The 18,120-nt window shown below is 68.9% G+C and carries 17 protein-coding genes and 1 tRNA gene; 5 read left to right on the forward strand and 13 right to left on the reverse strand.

Translation table 11 applies throughout. The annotated features are described in order from the left end of the window. Positions 1 to 93: 93 nt before the first annotated feature. Positions 94 to 1,275: an FUSC family protein gene (locus IEW34_RS30820; RefSeq protein ID WP_244642286.1), complete on the reverse strand. Its 1,182-nt coding sequence runs from the start codon at positions 1,273 to 1,275 to the stop codon at positions 94 to 96. Between IEW34_RS30820 and IEW34_RS28805 the strand changes: the two genes are divergently transcribed. The 3 genes from IEW34_RS28805 (at position 1,164) to IEW34_RS28815 (ending at position 3,848) form a co-directional block, all read left to right on the forward strand. After that, entirely contained in the window at positions 1,164 to 2,519 is a 1,356-nt protein-coding gene (locus IEW34_RS28805) for a UbiD family decarboxylase (RefSeq protein ID WP_188612710.1), read from the forward strand. The two genes, IEW34_RS30820 and IEW34_RS28805, sit on opposite strands and share 112 nt — an antisense overlap. Before the next feature lie 244 nt (positions 2,520 to 2,763). Continuing rightward, on the forward strand, positions 2,764 to 3,285 hold the full coding sequence (locus IEW34_RS28810; protein ID WP_188612711.1) for a TIGR02444 family protein: 522 nt from the start codon (positions 2,764 to 2,766) through the stop codon (positions 3,283 to 3,285). Then, positions 3,282 to 3,848, forward strand: a complete 567-nt coding sequence (locus IEW34_RS28815) for a UbiX family flavin prenyltransferase (protein WP_188612712.1) — start codon at positions 3,282 to 3,284, stop codon at positions 3,846 to 3,848. Before IEW34_RS28810 ends, IEW34_RS28815 begins: the two co-directional genes overlap by 4 nt. Before the next feature lie 831 nt (positions 3,849 to 4,679). Here IEW34_RS28815 and IEW34_RS28820 read toward each other — a convergent pair. From IEW34_RS28820 to mtgA, 4 genes are all read right to left on the reverse strand, one after another. Then, positions 4,680 to 4,769, reverse strand: a tRNA-Ser gene (locus tag IEW34_RS28820). 148 nt (positions 4,770 to 4,917) lie between these two features. Further along, positions 4,918 to 6,666, reverse strand: coding sequence for an EAL domain-containing protein (locus IEW34_RS28825; protein WP_188612713.1), 1,749 nt, complete (start codon positions 6,664 to 6,666; stop codon positions 4,918 to 4,920). A gap of 313 nt (positions 6,667 to 6,979) precedes the next feature. Beyond that, positions 6,980 to 7,165 (reverse strand): 50S ribosomal protein L32, encoded by a 186-nt coding sequence (gene rpmF / locus IEW34_RS28830; protein ID WP_188612714.1) that lies wholly within the window; start codon positions 7,163 to 7,165, stop codon positions 6,980 to 6,982. Positions 7,166 to 7,457: 292 nt separating this feature from the next. Further along, positions 7,458 to 8,219 carry a monofunctional biosynthetic peptidoglycan transglycosylase gene (gene mtgA / locus IEW34_RS28835; protein WP_188612746.1) on the reverse strand — a complete coding sequence of 254 codons (762 nt, stop codon included), beginning with the start codon at positions 8,217 to 8,219 and terminating at the stop codon, positions 7,458 to 7,460. A 122-nt stretch (positions 8,220 to 8,341) separates the two neighbouring features. Between mtgA and IEW34_RS28840 the strand changes: the two genes are divergently transcribed. Next, entirely contained in the window at positions 8,342 to 9,241 is a 900-nt protein-coding gene (locus tag IEW34_RS28840) for a polyprenyl synthetase family protein (protein WP_244642287.1), read from the forward strand. Positions 9,242 to 9,421: 180 nt separating this feature from the next. On the opposite strand, the gene IEW34_RS28845 is transcribed toward IEW34_RS28840, so the two are convergent. The 8 genes from IEW34_RS28845 to dnaK form a co-directional block, all read right to left on the reverse strand. Beyond that, positions 9,422 to 10,036, reverse strand: a complete 615-nt coding sequence (locus IEW34_RS28845) for an alpha-ketoglutarate-dependent dioxygenase AlkB family protein (protein ID WP_188612715.1) — start codon at positions 10,034 to 10,036, stop codon at positions 9,422 to 9,424. After that, entirely contained in the window at positions 10,033 to 10,656 is a 624-nt protein-coding gene (locus tag IEW34_RS28850) for a 2,3-bisphosphoglycerate-dependent phosphoglycerate mutase (RefSeq protein ID WP_188612716.1), read from the reverse strand. Before IEW34_RS28850 ends, IEW34_RS28845 begins: the two co-directional genes overlap by 4 nt. Positions 10,657 to 10,712: 56 nt before the next feature. After that, positions 10,713 to 11,522, reverse strand: a complete 810-nt coding sequence (gene dapB / locus IEW34_RS28855; protein WP_188612717.1) for a 4-hydroxy-tetrahydrodipicolinate reductase — start codon at positions 11,520 to 11,522, stop codon at positions 10,713 to 10,715. A 7-nt stretch (positions 11,523 to 11,529) separates the two neighbouring features. Continuing rightward, positions 11,530 to 11,838: a DUF1330 domain-containing protein gene (locus tag IEW34_RS28860; protein WP_188612718.1), complete on the reverse strand. Its 309-nt coding sequence runs from the start codon at positions 11,836 to 11,838 to the stop codon at positions 11,530 to 11,532. A 62-nt stretch (positions 11,839 to 11,900) separates the two neighbouring features. Beyond that, complete coding sequence (pyrF, locus tag IEW34_RS28865; RefSeq protein WP_188612719.1) at positions 11,901 to 12,650, reverse strand: orotidine-5'-phosphate decarboxylase; 750 nt, start codon at positions 12,648 to 12,650, stop codon at positions 11,901 to 11,903. Between the two features lie 32 nt (positions 12,651 to 12,682). Next, positions 12,683 to 13,279 carry a class I SAM-dependent methyltransferase gene (locus IEW34_RS28870; protein WP_244642288.1) on the reverse strand — a complete coding sequence of 199 codons (597 nt, stop codon included), beginning with the start codon at positions 13,277 to 13,279 and terminating at the stop codon, positions 12,683 to 12,685. A 198-nt stretch (positions 13,280 to 13,477) separates the two neighbouring features. Further along, the gene (gene dnaJ, locus IEW34_RS28875) at positions 13,478 to 14,605 is read right to left on the reverse strand and encodes a molecular chaperone DnaJ (RefSeq protein ID WP_188612720.1); all 1,128 of its coding nucleotides are present in this window, start codon (positions 14,603 to 14,605) and stop codon (positions 13,478 to 13,480) included. Between the two features lie 227 nt (positions 14,606 to 14,832). Beyond that, entirely contained in the window at positions 14,833 to 16,743 is a 1,911-nt protein-coding gene (gene dnaK, locus IEW34_RS28880; protein WP_188612721.1) for a molecular chaperone DnaK, read from the reverse strand. 361 nt (positions 16,744 to 17,104) lie between these two features. Between dnaK and IEW34_RS28885 the strand changes: the two genes are divergently transcribed. Next, on the forward strand, positions 17,105 to 18,076 hold the full coding sequence (locus IEW34_RS28885) for a hypothetical protein (protein ID WP_210324618.1): 972 nt from the start codon (positions 17,105 to 17,107) through the stop codon (positions 18,074 to 18,076). The last annotated feature ends 44 nt before the right edge of the window (positions 18,077 to 18,120 follow it).

Genomic DNA, 18,120 nt, shown 5'->3' on the forward strand with positions numbered 1-18,120 from the left:
GTGTCGGGGAGGGCCACATTGAGCTTCGGCCTACCGACCAAGAGGACGCTCGCCGATTGGGAGGTCGTTCGCCCGCAAGCAGCCAGATGCGCGTCACCGTGCCTCGACTTGGCTCGGCTCCTCCAGACGGATCCCCGCCAGCTCGCGGACCACGAAGATCACCGCCAGTCCGATAGCCGCGCCCAGTCCCGCTTCGACGAGACGGTCGGCCATCAACGGCCCCCAGGGCAAGCCCCGACCGAGATTGCTCATCCCGATCGCGAGTGGCGACAGGAACAGAAGCGCAAGGCCAAAATTCTTGGCGATGAAGAGCTCGGCGATGGCTTGGCACACCATGATCATCACGATCAGCTCGAGGGGACTTGGCTCAAAGGCGAATATGACGGCGGCCATCGCGACGCCGCCGAGGGTGCCAGCGAGGACATGGACGACCCTGGAGCGAACCCGGGACGACAGCAGGGCGGGCATGAGTGCGGTGACGACCACCGATGCCCAGTACGGATGGCCGATTCCCAAGGCGAGCGCCGCCAACCACGCGGCAAGAACGCCGACAGTGGCCGCGACGACGGAGATGACGTGTTGACGGCGCTCGATGCTGGCAAGGCGCGCGGCGATCCGGTCGCGCAGTCGATCGGGTTTACCCGTGTCGCCGGCGAGCGTTCGGTCGAGGACGGTCAGCGCCACCGAAAAGAGAGCGGCGCCGAGGCCGACCGCTGTGCCGACGAGAGCTTTCGTCCAGGTCGCCGGAATGCCGGCGAGAACCAGGAGGACGAGAACGAAGAATATCTCGCCGCGCGGCACCCATCCCATGACGGCGCCCAAGGCCCCCGAGCAGAGCACGACGGCGACAAGAAGGACGCCGAGCAACCATGTCGGTCCCTGGGCGGCGGCAAAGAACGTCGCGGCCGCCATCGTGAGCGTCAAGGCCACCGCCACGACCAGTTGGGTTCCGACTCGGCGGCCGGATGGCTCGCTGTGGCCATAGAGCGCGGTAAGGGCGCCGAAGGCGGCGAAGACGGCAAGATCAAGCCTGCCCATTGCGAAGATGGTCAGCAAGGGAAGGCCGACGGCTAACCCGACGCGGACGGCGGCTCGAATCTCGTGGCCGCTCGGGCTTGGAATAAATCGGCGCATTACTGAACTGATGAAGGGGATGATCTTCAATGCCATATCAGGACCTGCGATCTTTCTTGGCAGCACTGAAAGAATCTGGTGAGCTCGTCGAAATCGAGCGGCCCATCGCCTTGAAGTACGACATCGCCAAGGCGCTGGCAAAGTCTAGTTCGCGCGACGGACCGGCCCTCCTCTTCCGCGATACGGGGACGGCGTTCCCGCTCGTGGCCGGCCTGTACGGAAACCGCAAGCGGGCACTGATCGGCTTCGAGGCCACCGAGGCGACCATTCACAAACGCGTCCTCGACGGCATCCAGAATCCCGTCGGCCCGATCGATTTCCAGGGGTCTCCGCCATGCCAGGACGTCGTGCTCCAGGGCGACGACATCGATCTCACCAAGCTGCCGGTGCCGATCTACAGCCCCAAGGACGGCGGCCCCTATATCACCGCCGCCATCATCGTCTCCGAGAATCCCGAGACGGGTGTGCCGGATATCGGCAACTACCGCCTTCAGGTGCAGGGACCCAAGCAGATGGGGGTCTTTTCGGCAAGCAACCATCGCTTCGGGAAGAACATCGCGAAAGCCCAGGAACTGGGGGTAACGTTGCATGGCGCGGCCATCATCGGTGTCGACCCGATGACGATGTTCTCGTGCCAGGTTCAATCCGGTGATGCCAGCAACGACTGGTACGTTGCGGGAGGTCTGCGTGGGGCGCCGGTCGAGCTCGCGAAGGCCATCGGCAGTGACTTGAAGATCCCGGCGTGGGCGGAGTTCGTTATCGAATTCACCGTCAACACGGATAAGCTGGAGGTGGAGGGGCCGCTCGGTGAGTATACCGGCTACTACACACCGGCTTCACTGAAGCCGACGGCAACGGTTACCGCGATCACCCATCGTAAGGACGGTATATTTCAGGGATTGTTGACGGGCAAACCAATTACCGAGAACCATGTCTTGAAGCAGATTCCTTTCGAGACCTCGGTCCTGCAGCAGCTTCAGGCGCAGTTCCCATCGATCAGCGACATCTCGATCAACAGTTCCGGCGGGGTGCAGGTCTACATCGTCCTGGCCATGACCCCCCGATATGAAGGTGAGGCGAAGCAGGCGATCCTGGCGACGATGGCCTGCAACCTCCATCCAAAATGGGTGATCGTGGTTGAGCCGGATATCGACATCAGAAACTCGGCCGAGGTCGAATGGGCGATGTCGTTCCGCGTGAAGCCACGGACCGATGTGTTCGTCGTGGACGGCACAGCCACGGCGCCACTCGACCCCTACACCGATGGGCCGCTGTCGTCGGCCGTCGGCATCGATGCAACGCGCCCGTTCGGCGGTGACTTCCCTGACGTCTCGGAGGTCCCGGGCTGGCGGGAGTTCGACCTGCCCGAGATCGAATCCCGCTAAGGCGCGTCCTGATCGGGTGGAACCACCCGATCAGAGAAAAGCGCTCCGGATTCGAAAAGCTTGCCGTCTCAATACGACAGCCGGGCTTGGCCCGGCTATTCGTCGCTTTGGAAACACAGACCTGATCAGGGGTCCGTCCGTCACTCTCCGTGCCGGTCGACGCCGCGCCCGCGGCCGGGCGCGGCCTTCTCCTCGGTCTGGTAAAGTCGCCGTTCTACTGTCCGCATGACGCACGGGGGGAGACATGTCCGAAGACGCCGGCCTGGCACGCTTTGCCGTCGAACTGTACGGACGGCCAGGGGTCGGAGACGCCTGCCTGCTGCTGCAGGACCGTGCTGGTGTAAATGTCGTCATATTGCTGACCGCCGTCTGGACGGCGGCTCGGAGCGGCGCGCGGCTGACGGAGGCCGACATCGGCGGCCTGCATGCGCAGGTCGCCGACTGGAACGCGCACGTCGTTCAGCCGCTGCGCTCGGCACGCAGATGGCTCAAGACTTCCGACGTTCCGGCCGCAGCCGAGCGGGCGACGCGGCTGCGGACGGAGGTCAAGAAGCTCGAACTCGATGCCGAGTTGATCGAGCTCGATATGCTGGAGGCGGCGGCGAGCGACATCGGCGTCGCCGACGGCCATGAGAGCACGGCCGCCGGGACCGCCGAGCGGAACGGGTTGGCCGTCCTATCCTTTTACAGTAGCCGTGCAGCGCGCGACGATGAGCGACAAGCTTTGCTCACGATCGCGCGTTCGGCCACAAGCGGGGTGTCATGAGGCGCGTCATCATTGCTATTACCGGCGCCTCGGGTGTCATCTACGGCATCCGCGCGCTTGAACTGCTGCGATCCGTCGATGACGTGGAGACCCATCTCATCGTGACGCCCTCCGGCGCGCGCACGATCGCCGAGGAAACGCACCATCATTTGGACGACGTGCGCCAGCTCGCCGATGAGGTCTACAGCCACAAGGACATCGGCGCGGCCATCTCGTCGGGGTCGTTCCTGACGTCGGGCATGCTGGTGGCGCCTTGCTCCATCAAGACGCTCAGCGGCATTGCGCACTGCTACAACGACGAGCTGGTCGTCCGGGCCGCCGACGTCTGCCTCAAGGAGCGGCGCCGGGTCGTGCTGCTGCTGCGCGAGACGCCGTTGCATGCCGGCCATATCCAGCTCATGGCCCAGGCGACGCAGAACGGCGCCATCGTCATGCCGCCCGTTCCGGCCTTCTACCATGGCCTCCAGACCCTGGACGAAGCGGTGACGCAGACGGTGGCGCGGGCCATGGATCTGTTCGCCATCCACCTCGACCTCACCAAGCGCTGGCGCGAACCGGGTTGATGACGGCACGCGGGGGCAATGCCCCTGCCGGCGACGCGCGAGCCGGGCTATCGATGGGCCGCGGCCAAAGCGGCGCAAGCGGGCCTGCGAGCCGCGCGAGTAGGTCATTTGCCCGTCTTGAGCTGCGATAACCCAGGACGCGTTTCCGCGGGGAGATCTCAGAATGATGGCCGTGTACAGTTATCAATCAGGCTGCGGCGCCCTCTATGATGCCGCGACGAGTCAACTGCCGCTCAATACAGAATTCGTGTCTCCCGGCCACGCCCTGCTGGTCGAGGGGTGCTGATTGAGCTTCGCCGCGGCTGCTTGAACGTGTGATGAAGCGATGCCCGACGGCCCGGCTCGAGCGGGCGCCGCAGGATGGCGATAGATCCATGGCAATGAAGACCCGGGTGGGCGGCGCGAAAGCGTCTGGCGCGCGGCGCGACGCTCGGGCTTGTCAACGCCGCAGCCCCGTAGCTCGTTCTCCAGCCGCTCCGTCCTCGTGGTCTGCCCTGGCACCGGGAGGCGGCCGTCGGGCCCTGCCCTTCGGACGCGGCCCGCGGCCATGATGACGAGCGACAACGCGGAGATGCTGGGGAATGTCTCGCCTCTCATGATGGGCGAGGAAGCGTCGCATCGCTGTTAGAGCGTTTTCGAGCGAAGTGGACGCCGGTTCGCGTGAAGAAAAGGCGACAAATCAAACAGATAGAGCATTTCGACGATTCGAAGAAACGCGGAAATGCACTAGCCCCGCGGCGCCGGTGCCACTGATTAGCCGAGGTAAATTGTTAGGCTGCGGGCTGTGCCACTCAAGGAAAGCGGCACGGGTCAAACATGACCCGTATCAATTGGCGGAGAGGGAGGGATTTGAACCCCCGATACGGTTGCCCGTATGCCGCATTTCGAGTGCGGTGCATTCAACCACTCTGCCACCTCTCCGCAACCAGAGGCCAAGCGCCGTGGTAAGGGGCGCTTACTACACGTGAGCGGGCGGCGAGACAAGCGCTCCCGCCGCCGATTTCCAAGGTTGTGGGAGCGACCCGGCGGCGCAGGCCCCGTCCACCTTGCAAGGTCCGCCGGCGCGGCGCTAAGCGCCCTCCGCCCGCGTCGCCGGCAGAGGCGTGTCGGTCACCGCGCGGACCGAGCGCAGGCCCGCATCGTCGCCGGCCTCGCCAAAGGCGGGCAGGCCCAGGTGGCGGGTGCCGGCGACGAGCGAGCGCAGCACGAAGCGGCCCTGGCTTGCGGTCACGGCCCCGGCGACCAGCGCGCGGTTGATGGTCACCAGATCGGCTGACAGGTCCGATAGATCGGCAAGATTCAGCCGCCCGCCGCCGTAGCCAGCGATGGCGACACCGAGGCCCAGCGCCTTCATGGCCGACAGATTGGCCGCCACGGTGGTGGCGGGGACGCAGCTCTGCCCGGTGGCCGGATCGACGGCGAACGCACGCTCGTCGATGGCGACGACGAGGCGGTCGACGACGTCGCGATGGGCACCGAGATAGGCGGACAGCGTGGCGAGCCAGCCGGGCCCCAGGAGCGTTGCCGCCGACAGCGTCATCATCAGCTGCGCTTCCGGGTCGGCCCGCAGCGCCTTGAGCGCCAGCTCCAGCACCCGGTGGTCGAGCAGCGGCGACAGGCCGAGGCGCTCGGCCAGCGGCGCTAGGGCGGCGGCACCGGCAAAGCTGCCGTCGGCATCGGTCACCTCGGCCTGCACCGCTTCCAGGCCGGGCTGCGGCGCGGCGAGAGGCCGCTCGCCCGTATGCCAAACGTGCTCGGCCGCCTGACGGCGGGCACCAAGCTCGATCAGCGGCCGGCGCGCCAACCGCACGCGGCGGCCATTGAGGGCGGCGATAAGGTCGAGCGGCGAGGGTGATTTGGAGCGCGCGACGGCCCGGCGGCGCAGGCGGGGCGGCAATCGCCACACGCTTTCGCCCTGCACTTTGGCGTGGTCGGCGGCCTCCTCGGCGCGCTCCAGGAGGGCGGTGGCATCACCGCTGCGCTCGCCCGCCGTCACGGCGCCGATGCGCAACAGCGCCTGACGGCCGGGCCCCACCAGATCGGCGACGCCGCCGCCGAGCGCACGCGCCGCCGCCAAGGCGTGATCGACGTCGCAGGCGTTCAGCACGATGCACAGGCGGGCCGGCGTGAGCTGGACGAGGAAATCGCGGCGCTTGAGCCGGTGACGCAGGCGCGCCTCGAGCCGAGCCATCTCGGCCTCGCTCGGCACCGCGCGGGCCGGGTCGGCCAAGTCGGCATTTTCCGGACGCTCCACCGCCGCGACCATGACCGTCACCTGGGTCCGCACGGCCGCCGGGTCGTGCAGGCGGGCGGTCAACGCCCGCAGCAGCCGCTCGCGCGCCGGCTCCGGCCGCGCCTCGCTCGTCCCCCGCTCGGGATCGGCTGCGCGCCGGCCGAGCGGGAAGGCGCGCACGAGGCCCTGGGCCCAGGCCGGGCGACCGTCCGGACCTGCAAACCAGTGACCGCTATCCTCGATGACGAACTTGCGCGGGCCGAAGGCCACCACGTAGCGGCAGCGGTAGGCGACGCCGTTGCCATGATCGGCCTGTCCCGAGGCCAGCACCGCCTCGTCGCGGCTGTCGCCGGACGCCGCGACGACGAGCGCGTTGTAGGCCCGGCCACAGGCAAGCCGGTGGCGACGGTCGAGGCCGAAGACGGCGCGCAGATTAGGGCCCCAGGTCAGCCGGTCGGTGGCCAGGTCCCACTCGTAGACCACCGCGCCACATGTGCAGAGCACCCGCTCGGGGTCGAGCGGCGCATCGCGAGCGCCGGTGCCCGCATGGGCTGTCGCGATGGCGAAGACCTGCCGCATATCCATCCCGTTCCGCCCCCGACCGACGCCCCGAGCAACTCCCCGACCGGGCGCGATCGTCCGGTCAGGCCACAATGCGTCAGGGGCTCGAAGCAGCAGCACCTCTCTGCGGTCGGATGCTCCATCCGCGAGGCACTCCAGAGCCGCCGATGATGGGATGCCGTCGTTAACAGAGTGTGAAAACGGCGGCACCGAGATGACCGAGGACGGGACACGGCGCTCGGCCCGCAAGCCCGCCAACGCAACAAGCCCCGCATGGGGGCCATGCGGGGCTCACGCCGACGATCACTCGAAGAGAAGCGGCTTGCCGCCGCTCCGCTCAGGCCTCGCTGCGGGGCTTCAGCACCTGCCGGCCACGGTACATGCCGGTCTTCAGATCGATGTGATGCGGGCGGCGCAGCTCGCCGGAATCCTTGTCCTCCACATAGGTCGGGGCGACGAGGGCATCGGCGGAACGGCGGAAGCCGCGCTTCATGGGCGAGGTTTTACGTTTCGGAACGGCCATGTCAGTCTCTCGGTGAGCGTGCTGCAGCCGGAGCGGGGACGATGTCCCCGCAGCCGCGCGATGTGGATTGCGCAGCACCAAATGGCCGGAATGGTGTCCCACCCGGATCCGATGCGGCAGAAGCCGCGGCTTATACAGGCTGGCGCGCTCATTGGCTAGAGCACGTTCCCAAAAAGTGGCCCCTCCGGCGGACGAGATCACGCCCGAAACGAAGCCCTGGGACCGATGACGGGCAGGACAGTCCTCTCATGGGATGGGCAAGATCTGCCGCCCACAGCAAGGTGGCGGCGGCTCACAGGCAGTCCGTCGGCTGGTTCGGCATGCGGGCCAGGATCCTGCCCGTGCGGCGCGAGACGAAGGCGGAGGGACGGCCCGCATCGAAGCGCAGCGGGTTGGGCAGCACGGCGGCCAGCCGCGCCGCCTCGCCCGCCGTCAGGTCGCGGGCGCTCTTGCGGAAGTAGCGCCGCGCCGCGGCCTCCGCGCCGAAGATGCCGTCGCCCCATTCGGCGATGTTGAGATAGACCTCCATCACGCGGGGCTTCGACCATAGCGCATCGATCACCACGGCGAGCGGGATCTCCAGAGCCTTGCGCACATAGGAATGCCCGGGCCAGAGAAAGACGTTCTTCACCGTCTGCATGGCGATGGTCGAGGCGCCGCGGCTCGGGCCGCCGTCCTCCTCCCAGTCCTCCAGCACGTTGCGCATCTCGATGAGGTCGACGCCGAAATGCTGGCAGAAGCGGGAATCTTCCGAGGTCATGACGGCGCGCGGCAGGTTGGGCGAGATCGACCGCAAGGGTATCCAGGTGCGCGCCACCGGCTGGCCGGTGAGCCAGCGGCCCAGCATCAGCGTCGAGACCGGCGGCACGAAGACGTAGATCACGATGAGCAGGGCCGGCACCAGCACGACGGCCAGGAGCACGCCATGCAGCACGTCGGCGAAGCGGCGCAGGCTGCGTTTGGGCCGTCGGCGCGTCGGAATGGCACCCTGCTCCGTTGGCGGATCGCGCCGGGCCGGCCGCAGTGGGTTGACCCCGCCGGCCGCCTCCGGCATGCGATGGGCACGATGAGGAGGCCACATACGGTCATCCGCGTCCGGCACGGCGAACCCTGTCAAATTCCGCTCGCGCGCGGCGTAATGGATCGGACAACCCCTTGCTCCCAAATGCGTTCCAAGTGCGGCTGCAGACAGCGGCCGAGGCCGTCGAAGCCCACCTTGCAGCCATTCTGGTCGATGATGCCCGGCCAGGCGAGAGGCGGCGGCCGGTGCGGCTCATGCAGGCCATGCGCCATGCGGCGCTCGGTGGCGGCAAACGGCTCAGGCCCTTCCTGACGATCGAGACGGGCCGGCTCTGCGGGGCGCCGGAAGCAGCCGCGCTCCGTGCCGGCTGCGCCATCGAGCTCGTCCACTGCTACTCGCTGGTGCACGACGACCTCCCGTCCATGGATGACGACGAGGTGCGCCGGGGCCGACCCACCGTGCACAGGGCGTTCGACGAGGCGACAGCGATTCTCGCCGGCGACGGGCTGCTGACTCTCGCCTTCGACGTGTTGGCCGACGAAGCGACCCACGCGCGGGCCGAGGTGCGCGGCGCGCTCGTCGCCGGCCTTGCCCGCGCGGCCGGCGCCGGCGGCATGGTCGGCGGCCAGATGCACGACCTCGCGGCCGAGGGCCGCTTCGGCACGGCAGCGCTCGGCGAACCCGAGATCCGCGAGCTGCAGGCGATGAAGACCGGCGCCATCCTGGCCTTCGCCGTCCGCGCCGGCGCGCTGGTGGGCGAGGCGCCCGCCGACGCGCGGCGTCACCTCGACACCTATGGGGCGGCTTTGGGCGCCGCCTTCCAGGTCGCCGACGACCTGCTGGACTACGAGGGCGACAGTGCCGCGGTGGGCAAGCGCACCGGCAAGGACGCGGCAGCGGGCAAGGCGACCCTGGTCGCGGCGCTCGGCCCCGATGGCGCGCGCGCCCGCTGCGCCGCGCTGGTCGACGAGGCGATCGCCAGCCTGGTCGGCTTCGGCCCCGAGGCCGACATCCTGCGCGAAGCGGCTCGCTTCGTCGCCGTGCGGCGCACGTAGGGCGGCCCGGCCGTCCCACGCGTCATGGCCGCGTCTCGAGCCTGGTCGAGCTACGCGGACGGGCGGGTCAAACCCGTCACGCCCGCCGATGCGAACGGCGGGCTATCAGGTCAGGACAAGCCCCGCCGAAGGCGGTGGAGGGGGTCGAGTGGCGGGCACCGACCGGGACGCAGGAGCCCGTCAGGGCGCGCTCACCCGCCTCAGCGTCAGGTTGATGCGGCCGCCCTGCGGCAGCAGGGTCGAGGTGCCGGCCATCACCCGGTCGATGCCATGGAAGGCGAGGCGGGCCGGGCCGCCGAACACCAGCGCGTCACCGGAGGCGAGCTTCAGCGAGCGCGTCGGGCCACGCCGCTCGGCGGCGCCGATGCGGAACAGCGCGGTGTCGCCGAGCGACAGCGATACCACCGGCGCCGCAAAGTCCGCCTCGTCCTTGTCCTGGTGCAGCCCCATGCGCGCCGACGCCGCATAGAAGTTCACCAGGCAGGCTTCCGGCCCGTGGGGATAGCCGGCAAGCTCCGCCCACGCCCGCAGCAGCGCGGACGGCATCGGCGGCCACGGTTCGCCCGTGGCCGGATGGGTGGGCTGGTAGCGGTAGCCGCTCTCATCGGACACCCAGCCGAGCGGCCCGCAATTGGTCATGCGCACCGAGAACGGCTTGCCGGTGCGCGGCATGCGCGGGGTGAAGACGGGGGCGGCCCGCGCCACGACGCGCAGGTCGGCGGCGAGCGCCTCCTGCGCGGCACGGTCGAGGTAGCCCGGCAGATGGACCACGCCGGGGGCGACGTCGATCCTCACGCGGTGAGGATCTCCTTGGCGTCGACCGTGGTGTCGGCCTTGAGCCGGTAGACCAGCGGGACGCCGGTGGCGAGCTCGACGCCGGGGATGGTGTCGGCGTCGAGGCCGTCGAGCACCATGAGCAGGGCCCTGAGCGAATTTCCATGCGCCGCCACCAGCGTGCGCTCACCGCGCATCACCGCCGGCAGGATGGTCCTGATGTAATAGGGCAGCACGCGGGCCGCCGTATCCTTCAGGCTCTCGCCGCCGGGCGGCGGCACGTCGTAGGACCGGCGCCAGACATGCACCTGCTCCTCGCCCCAGCGGGCGCGGGCGTCATCCTTGTTGAGGCCGGAGAGTTCGCCGTAGTCGCGCTCGTTCAGGGCCTGGTCGCGGGCGATCGGCAGCGCCGTCTGGCCGAGCGCTGCGAGGATCAGGTCGAGGGTGCGCTGGGCCCGGGTCAGGTCCGAGGTGAAGCAGCGGTCGAAGCTCAGGGCCCGCGCCTTCAGGCGATGGCCGGCCGCCTTGGCCTCCTCGACGCCGAGCGCGGTCAGGTCCGGATCCTTCCAGCCGGTGAACAGGTTCTTCAGGTTCCAGTCGCTCTGGCCGTGGCGGACGAGGACGAGCAGGCGTTCGGACATGGGATGGAGACTCCGGCGTAGCGACATGAAGACGGGAAAACTGGAAGGCTGGAAGGTCAGGCGAGGCCGAGGACATCGGCCATGGAATAGAGGCCCGGCGGCCGGCCGCGCGTCCAGAGCGCCGCCCTGACGGCGCCGCGCGCGAAGATGCCGCGATCCTCGGCCCGGTGGGCGAGCTCCAGCCGCTCGCCCGCGCCGGCCAGCACGACGCTGTGGTCGCCGACCACAGAGCCCCCGCGCAGGGCGGCGAAGCCGATGTCGCCGGCCCCGCGGGCGCCGGTGTGGCCGTCGCGCACGCGCACCGAGCGCTGCGCCAGGTCGACGCCGCGCCCGGCGGCGGCGGCCTCGCCGAGCAGCAGCGCCGTGCCCGAGGGTGCATCCACCTTGTGGCGGTGGTGCATTTCCAGGATCTCGATGTCGAAGTCGTCGCCCAGCGCCGCCGCCGCCTGCCTCACCAGGCCGGCCAGCAGGTTGACGCCCAGGCTCATATTGCCCGAGCGCACCACGGCGATGCGGCGCGCCGCCTCGGCCAGGGCGGCGAGGTCAGCCTCACCGAGGCCGGTCGTGCCGACGACGTGGGCGACGCCCCGCTCGGCGGCAAGGGCGGCGAGCGCCACCGAGGCGGCCGGCGACGAGAAGTCGACCACGGCGTCGGCACCGGCAAGGGCGGCGGCCGCATCGTCGGTCACGGCGACGCCGGCGGCGCCGAGCCCGGCGAGCGTGCCGGCGTCCTGGCCGAGGGCCGGCGAGCCCGGACGCTCGGTGGCCCCGGCGAGCACGACGCCGGCGGTATCGGCGATGGTCGCGACCAGCATGCGGCCCATGCGACCCGCCGCGCCGACGACAACCAGTCTCGTATCGGTCATGGCACCCTCAGCCCGGCTGCGGGCCGTCGTAGCCCTCGATGACGATGATATCGGCAAGCCCGACCGGCGGCTCGCGGAACGCCTTCGCGCGCTGGTATTCGGGCGAGTGCCAGCAGGCGAGCGCCGCCTCGTGGCTGGGAAATTCGATGACCACATTGCGCGCCCGCGCCTCGCCTTCGACGGCCGCGAAGGCGCCGCCGCGCACCAGGAAGCGCGCGCCGTACTTGGCGAACGCCTCGGCATTGGCGGCAACGTAGGCCTTGTAGCCCTCCGGGTCGTTCACGTCGACGCGGCCGATCCAATATCCCTTCGCCATGGGCTGTCACTCCTGTTCCGGCGGGCCCTCAGCGTGGAGCAGTCCCGCGCCGTCGGATGATCTCATCCGAGGGCCGAAGGCGCGAGGCCCGCAGCAATGTCCTGCACGATCGCCTCGGCCGCGGCCGCCGGATCGGCCGCTGCGGTGATCGGCCGTCCGACCACGATATAGTCGGCGCCCGCGCGCATGGCCGCCGCCGGCGTCACCGCTCGCTTCTGGTCGGCCAGATCGGCACCCGCCGGGCGGATGCCCGGCGTCACCATCAGCAGGCGCGGACCAAGCTCGCTCCGCACCGCCGCCGTTTCCTCGGCCGACAGCACGAGCCCGTCGATACCGAGCCGGGCGGCGTAGGCGGCGCGGGCCGCCACCGTGGCGCGGACGCCGGCGGGGAAGCCGGCGTCGGCCAGATCGGCATCGTTGTAAGACGTCATCACCGTCACGGCGAGGAGCCGCAGCCCGCCGGCGCCGCGGCCGGCGAGCGCGGCGCGCATGGTCTGCGGGTAAGCGTGGACGGTGAGGAAGGTGGCGCCCAGGCGTGCCACCTGTGCCGCCGCGCGCTCCACCGTATTGGGAATGTCGTGCAGCTTGAGGTCGAGGAACACCCGCTTGCCGCGGGAGGCCAGTTCCTCGACCAGCGGCAGGCCACCGCCGTAGGCGAGTTCGAGGCCGACCTTATAGAAGCCGACGGTCGGCCCCAGACGTTCGACCATGGCCTCGGCCGCCCTGCGGTCGGGGACATCGAGGGCGACGATCAGCCGCTCACGTGCAGTCGGGGCGGGACGGGGCGGGGGCGGGAGGGGCGGCGCGCTCATGGCGCCGTCATGGCACAGGGGTGCCGGGTCCCTCAAGGGCGGCGATAGGCCCAGACGCGGGCCGGCGGCAGGTTCCACCACACCCGCTCCGATCGCTCAGCGGTATATGAGGTCGAATCCTTGGGGATCGGCGGCACCACCGAATAGGTGAACTGCACGAAGGGCGCGTTGCGATGCATGAGGTCGAAAGCGTGGCCGAGCAGGCCCATGCGCTGCGGTAGCGGCTTGGTGAACAGCGGCAGGCTCGACACCGTACCGGCCACCGGCTCTTGCGCCAGTTCGCGCACGATGCGCGGGAAGTCGTAGGCATCGCCCTCGATCACCATGGCCTGCGGGAAGCGATGGCGCAGCAGCTTGCAGAAGTCCGGGTTGAACTCGATCAGGATCAGCCGCGATGCGTCGAAGCCGCGGCGCAGGATCGCCTCGGTCACCGGGCCGGTGCCGGGCCCGAGCTCGACCACCGGACCGGGGGTTTCGGGGTTGAGGTAGCTCGCCATGGTCCGCGCCAGCATGCGGCCGGACGGGGTGACCGCGCCGGTGACCAGCGGTCGTTCGACCCAGGACTTCAGGAAACGTGCATCGTCTTCGATGCGGACGGGCGGCTCTTTGCGTCGGCTCGCGTGCGGCAAGGGATGCCTCCGGCTTCCTGTGCCGGCGAACAGGCGCCGGCTTTCGCTAACTCGACAATCTCGGGGGCGCCGTCAAGATGCCAAGCCCGCCCCGGGCTGCCTGGCGAGCATGGCCACCATTCGCCGGTCGCCGCCCTCCGCCTGCCGGTGCGCGGCGGCCAGGGTCGAACGTGTCGGCTGAAGGCTGCAACAGCCGGTCTAGCCACTCAGGCCGGCGAACAGCTCCTTGACCCGCGACAGGAAGCCCGAGCTCTCGGGATGCGTATCGCCGGACGATTCGCGCTCGAATTCGGCCAGCAGCTCGCGCTGGCGGCGCGTCAGGTTCTGGGGTGTTTCGACCACCACCTGGATGTAGAGGTCGCCGACGTTGCGCGTGCGCAGCACCGGCATGCCCTTGCTCCGCAGCCGGAACTGCTTTCCCGTCTGGGTGCCTTCCGGCACCTTGACCTGGGTCTGGGTGCCGTCGAGCGTCGGGACCTCGAGCTCGCCGCCCAGCGCCGCCACGGTCATGGCGATCGGCACGCGGCAGAACAGGTCGGCTCCGTCGCGCTGGAAGATGGCGTGCGGCTTGATCGCGATGAAGATGTAGAGGTCGCCGGAGGGGCCGCCCTGGGAACCCGCCTCGCCTTCGCCGGCGAGCCGGATGCGAGTGCCGTCCTCGACGCCGGCCGGCACGTTGACCGACAGCGTCCGCTCGCGCGTCTGGCGGCCGGCGCCATGGCAGGCCTCGCACGGGTTCTCGATGACCTCGCCGCGGCCGTTGCAGGTGGGGCAGGTGCGCTGGATCGAGAAGAAGCCCTGGCTCGTGCGCACCTGGCCGGCGCCGGCGCAGGTGGCGCAGGTGCGCGGCCGCGAGCCTGCCTTCGTGCCGCTGCCCTGGCAGGTCTCGCAGCGGATGGCGGTCGGGATGCGAATCGAGGCGGTCTTGCCCGTGAACGCTTCCTCGAGCGCGATCTCCAGGTTGTAGCGCAGGTCCGAGCCGCGGTTGCGTGCCTGGCGGCCGCCGCGCTGGCGCGTCTCGCCGAAGAACGTATCGAAGATGTCGGTCATGAACTCCGAGAAGTCGGTTCCGAAGCCCTGCTGACCGGCTCCCACGCCCTGCTCGAAGGCACGGTGGCCGAACTGGTCGTAGGCCGCCCGTCGCTGCGGGTCCTTGAGGATCTCGTAGGCTTCGGCGATCTCGCGGAACTTGACCTCGGCTGCCTGGTCGCCGGGATTGCGGTCCGGGTGCCATTTCATGGCGGCCTTGCGGAAGGCCGTCTTCAGTTCGCCGTCGGAGGCACTCCGCTCGACCTCCAGCACCTCGTAGAAGCAGCGCTTGCTCATGCTTATTCCCGCCCCGCTGCGAAAAACGTCCGGATCGCAGCCCGGATGTGGTGCTCGCGCGTGTCCGAAGACCCCACGTCGCAACAATCAAACAACATATCATCGCGGCCGCCGGGCGATGGGCGGCTGGGCGCCTCGGCACTCTTCGGTCCAGCGATCATCGGCCCACACGGCACCGTTCTGCTCGAAACAGGCAGCCGCCGGGGAGACCGGCGGCTGCCGCGAACTTATGCCCGCTTCTTGTCGTCGACTTCCTGGAAGTCGGCGTCGATGACGTCTTCCTTCTTGGTGCCGTCGGCGCCGCCGTCGCCATCGCCCCCGTCCGGGCCCGTCTGAGCGGCCTCGTACATGGCCTGGCCGAGCTTCATCGAGACCTGCATCAACTCGTTGGTGCGGGTCTTGATCGTCTCGACATCCTCGCTCTCGAGCGCGCTCTTGAGGGCCTGGATGGCGGTTTCGATGGCGCTCTTGTCCGCCGCCGGAACCTTGTCGCCGTATTCCGCGACCGACTTCTCGGTCGAGTGGATCAGCGCCTCTCCCTGATTGCGCGCCTCGACCAGCTCGCGCCGCTTCTTGTCCTCGTCGGCATGAGCCTCCGCGTCCTTGACCATCTTCTCGATGTCGGTGTCGGAAAGGCCGCCGGAGGCCTGGATGCGAATCGCCTGCTCCTTGTTGGTGGCCTTGTCCTTGGCCGAGACGTTGACGATGCCGTTGGCGTCGATGTCGAAGGTCACCTCCACCTGAGGCACGCCACGCGGCGCCGGCGGGATGCCGACGAGATCGAACTGGCCGAGCATCTTGTTGTCGGCCGCCATCTCACGCTCGCCCTGGAACACCCGGATGGTCACCGCGGTCTGGTTGTCCTCGGCGGTCGAGAACACCTGGCCCTTCTTGGTGGGGATCGTCGTGTTGCGGTCGATCAGGCGGGTGAAGACGCCGCCCAGCGTCTCGATGCCCAGCGACAGCGGGGTCACGTCGAGCAGCAGCACGTCCTTGACGTCACCCTGCAGCACGCCGGCCTGGATCGCGGCGCCGATGGCGACGACCTCGTCCGGATTGACGCCCTTGTGCGGCTCCTTGCCGAAGAACTGCTTCACGACCTCCTGCACCTTGGGCATGCGGGTCATGCCGCCGACGAGCACCACCTCGTCGATCTGCCCGGAGCTGAGGCCCGCATCCTTGAGCGCCTTCTTGCAGGGCTCGACGGTGCGCTGGATCAGGTCGTCGACCAGGCTCTCGAACTTGGCGCGCGACAACTTGAGCGCCAGGTGCTTGGGCCCGGAGGCGTCGGCGGTGATGTAGGGCAGGTTGATCTCGGTCTGACTGGCCGAGGACAGCTCGATCTTGGCCTTCTCGGCCGCTTCCTTCAGGCGCTGAAGGGCGAGCTTGTCCTTCCGCAGATCGATGCCTTGCTCCTTCTTGAACTCGTCGGCCAGGTATTCGACCAGGCGCATGTCGAAATCTTCGCCGCCGAGGAAGGTGTCGCCGTTGGTCGACTTCACCTCGAAGACGCCGTCGCCGATCTCCAGGATGGAGACGTCGAAAGTGCCGCCGCCCAGGTCATAGACCGCGATGGTGCCGGTCGACTTCTTGTCGAGGCCGTAGGCGAGCGCCGCCGCCGTCGGCTCGTTGATGATGCGCAGCACCTCGAGGCCGGCAATGCGGCCGGCGTCCTTGGTGGCCTGGCGCTGGGCGTCGTTGAAGTAGGCGGGAACCGTGATGACCGCCTGGTCCACCTTCTGCCCGAGATGGGCTTCCGCCGTCTCCTTCATCTTCTGCAGGATGAAGGCGGAGATCTGCGAAGGCGAATACTCCTTGCCGTCGGCCTCGACCCACGCATCGCCATTCTTGGCCTTGACGATCTTGTAGGGAACGAGATCCTTGTCCTTCTGCGTCATCGGGTCCGCGAAGGTGCGGCCGATGAGGCGCTTGATGGCGAAGAAGGTGCGCTCCGGGTTGGTGACCGCCTGGCGCTTGGCCGGCTGGCCGACCAGCCGCTCGCCGTCGTCGGTGAAGGCGACGATGGACGGCGTGGTGCGCGCGCCTTCCGAATTTTCGATGACCTTCGGCGTCGAGCCTTCCATCACGGCGACGCACGAATTGGTGGTTCCAAGGTCGATACCGATGACCTTACCCATGGTTGATCCCTCACTTTCCAAAGCAGACCGCCGGGCCCCGAAGCGACCCGGCCATGGACCTTCCCGTCATCCAAGGTGGCATGACAGGCCGGTTACCTGAGAACTGACGCGAGTTCTTCGGCTATATAAGAGCCTGGCCAAAACCTCGCAAGGCGAGTGCCCCGGGGCGGCGGCGCCCCGACTTGGGCCACAGCTAGGGGCACCGGAGGGGCTTCGCAAGGCGTCTGGTTAGGTTGATCGCGCCCCATTCGCAACCGCGCAGCGAAATGCTATGGTGGCACGGGGATTGCGATATATCATTGCACTCGGGCAGGTGTTGCGTTTGGCGGGGCCGCATATGCGCTTGAGCGGATCGCACCGGTTGAAGCGGCCCAAGCCTCTCTTCGGCAAGCTTCTTTGCTTTGGCAAGCCGCCTCTCTTTGGCAAGTCGCTTCGCTTTGGCATCGCCGTGGCCTTGCTCTGCCCGCTGCTGACGCCTGCGCCCGCCGCAGCCCAGCTCATCCTCCAGGGCGCCCAGCCGCAGATGCTGAAACGCCAGCCGCCGGGGGAAAGCAAGCGCCCGGCGCGTCCGGGCGCCGCCGGCGGCAGCTCCGTCCGCTCGGCCACCAGTCATGGCCTGGCCCAGCGGCCCGCCGTGGTGACGCCCACCGGCCCGGCGGTCGCGGGACGCTTCGCCGAGCCGACGCTGTTCGGCACCGACCTCTATCTCAACGGCAACGGCAGCTCGCTCAAGTTGACGCGAGCGGGGAACGGCGTATCGGCCGAGCTCAAACTCGCCGGGCGCGCCATCGGCAGCCCGGACCAGCTGTGCCAGGTCGACATGGCGTCGACCGGATCCCTGCTTGCGCTCGGCTCGCCCGACGGGCTGCCCCGCTACCGCATCGATGCGCCGGTCTGCCCCATCGACCTCGACGTCATGGACGACGCGGTGATCGCCAACGGCCCTGACGGCGGCGCATGCACGTTCACCCAGGCGCAATGCCGGGCGGAGGTCACCGGCCTGTGGGGGCCGAAGGGCACCTCGCTCGGCCCCAAAGTGCGGGACATCGAGCGCGAGCGCGGCCGGGCCGATGCCGCCCTACGCGACGTCTTCCGGCAGGTGCTGGCGCGAGCCCGCGGCCCGGAGGTGACGCGCGAGGCCGCGGAGCAGGCGGGCTTCTCGTCCCGGCGCAGCATGCAGTGCGCCAACTACGTCGCCGAGGACTCCCACGGCTTCTGCAACACACGTCTCACCCAGGCCCGTGTCGCCGGCCTCAGGGCACGACTGTCGCCGCAGGCGACCGCCGAGGCGCGGGCGCAGACACCCCGCCCGGCTGCCGCCGCCGCACAATAGAGCGTTTTCGAGCGAAGTGGACGCCGGTTCGCGTGAAGAAAACG

Origin of the sequence: Chelatococcus reniformis, assembly GCF_014640075.1 — a bacterium.
GTDB lineage: Bacteria > Pseudomonadota > Alphaproteobacteria > Rhizobiales > Beijerinckiaceae > Camelimonas > Camelimonas reniformis.

Coding starts and splice junctions, on each gene's coding strand:
- IEW34_RS28805 (WP_188612710.1), top strand. CDS start 1,164: ATGCCATATCAGGACCTGCGATCTTTCTTGGCAGCACTGAAAGAATCT.
- IEW34_RS28810 (WP_188612711.1), top strand. CDS start 2,764: ATGTCCGAAGACGCCGGCCTGGCACGCTTTGCCGTCGAACTGTACGGA.
- IEW34_RS28815 (WP_188612712.1), top strand. CDS start 3,282: ATGAGGCGCGTCATCATTGCTATTACCGGCGCCTCGGGTGTCATCTAC.
- IEW34_RS28825 (WP_188612713.1), bottom strand. CDS start 6,666: ATGGATATGCGGCAGGTCTTCGCCATCGCGACAGCCCATGCGGGCACC.
- rpmF (WP_188612714.1), bottom strand. CDS start 7,165: ATGGCCGTTCCGAAACGTAAAACCTCGCCCATGAAGCGCGGCTTCCGC.
- mtgA (WP_188612746.1), bottom strand. CDS start 8,219: ATGCCGGAGGCGGCCGGCGGGGTCAACCCACTGCGGCCGGCCCGGCGC.
- IEW34_RS28850 (WP_188612716.1), bottom strand. CDS start 10,656: ATGTCCGAACGCCTGCTCGTCCTCGTCCGCCACGGCCAGAGCGACTGG.
- dapB (WP_188612717.1), bottom strand. CDS start 11,522: ATGACCGATACGAGACTGGTTGTCGTCGGCGCGGCGGGTCGCATGGGC.
- IEW34_RS28860 (WP_188612718.1), bottom strand. CDS start 11,838: ATGGCGAAGGGATATTGGATCGGCCGCGTCGACGTGAACGACCCGGAG.
- pyrF (WP_188612719.1), bottom strand. CDS start 12,650: ATGAGCGCGCCGCCCCTCCCGCCCCCGCCCCGTCCCGCCCCGACTGCA.
- dnaJ (WP_188612720.1), bottom strand. CDS start 14,605: ATGAGCAAGCGCTGCTTCTACGAGGTGCTGGAGGTCGAGCGGAGTGCC.
- dnaK (WP_188612721.1), bottom strand. CDS start 16,743: ATGGGTAAGGTCATCGGTATCGACCTTGGAACCACCAATTCGTGCGTC.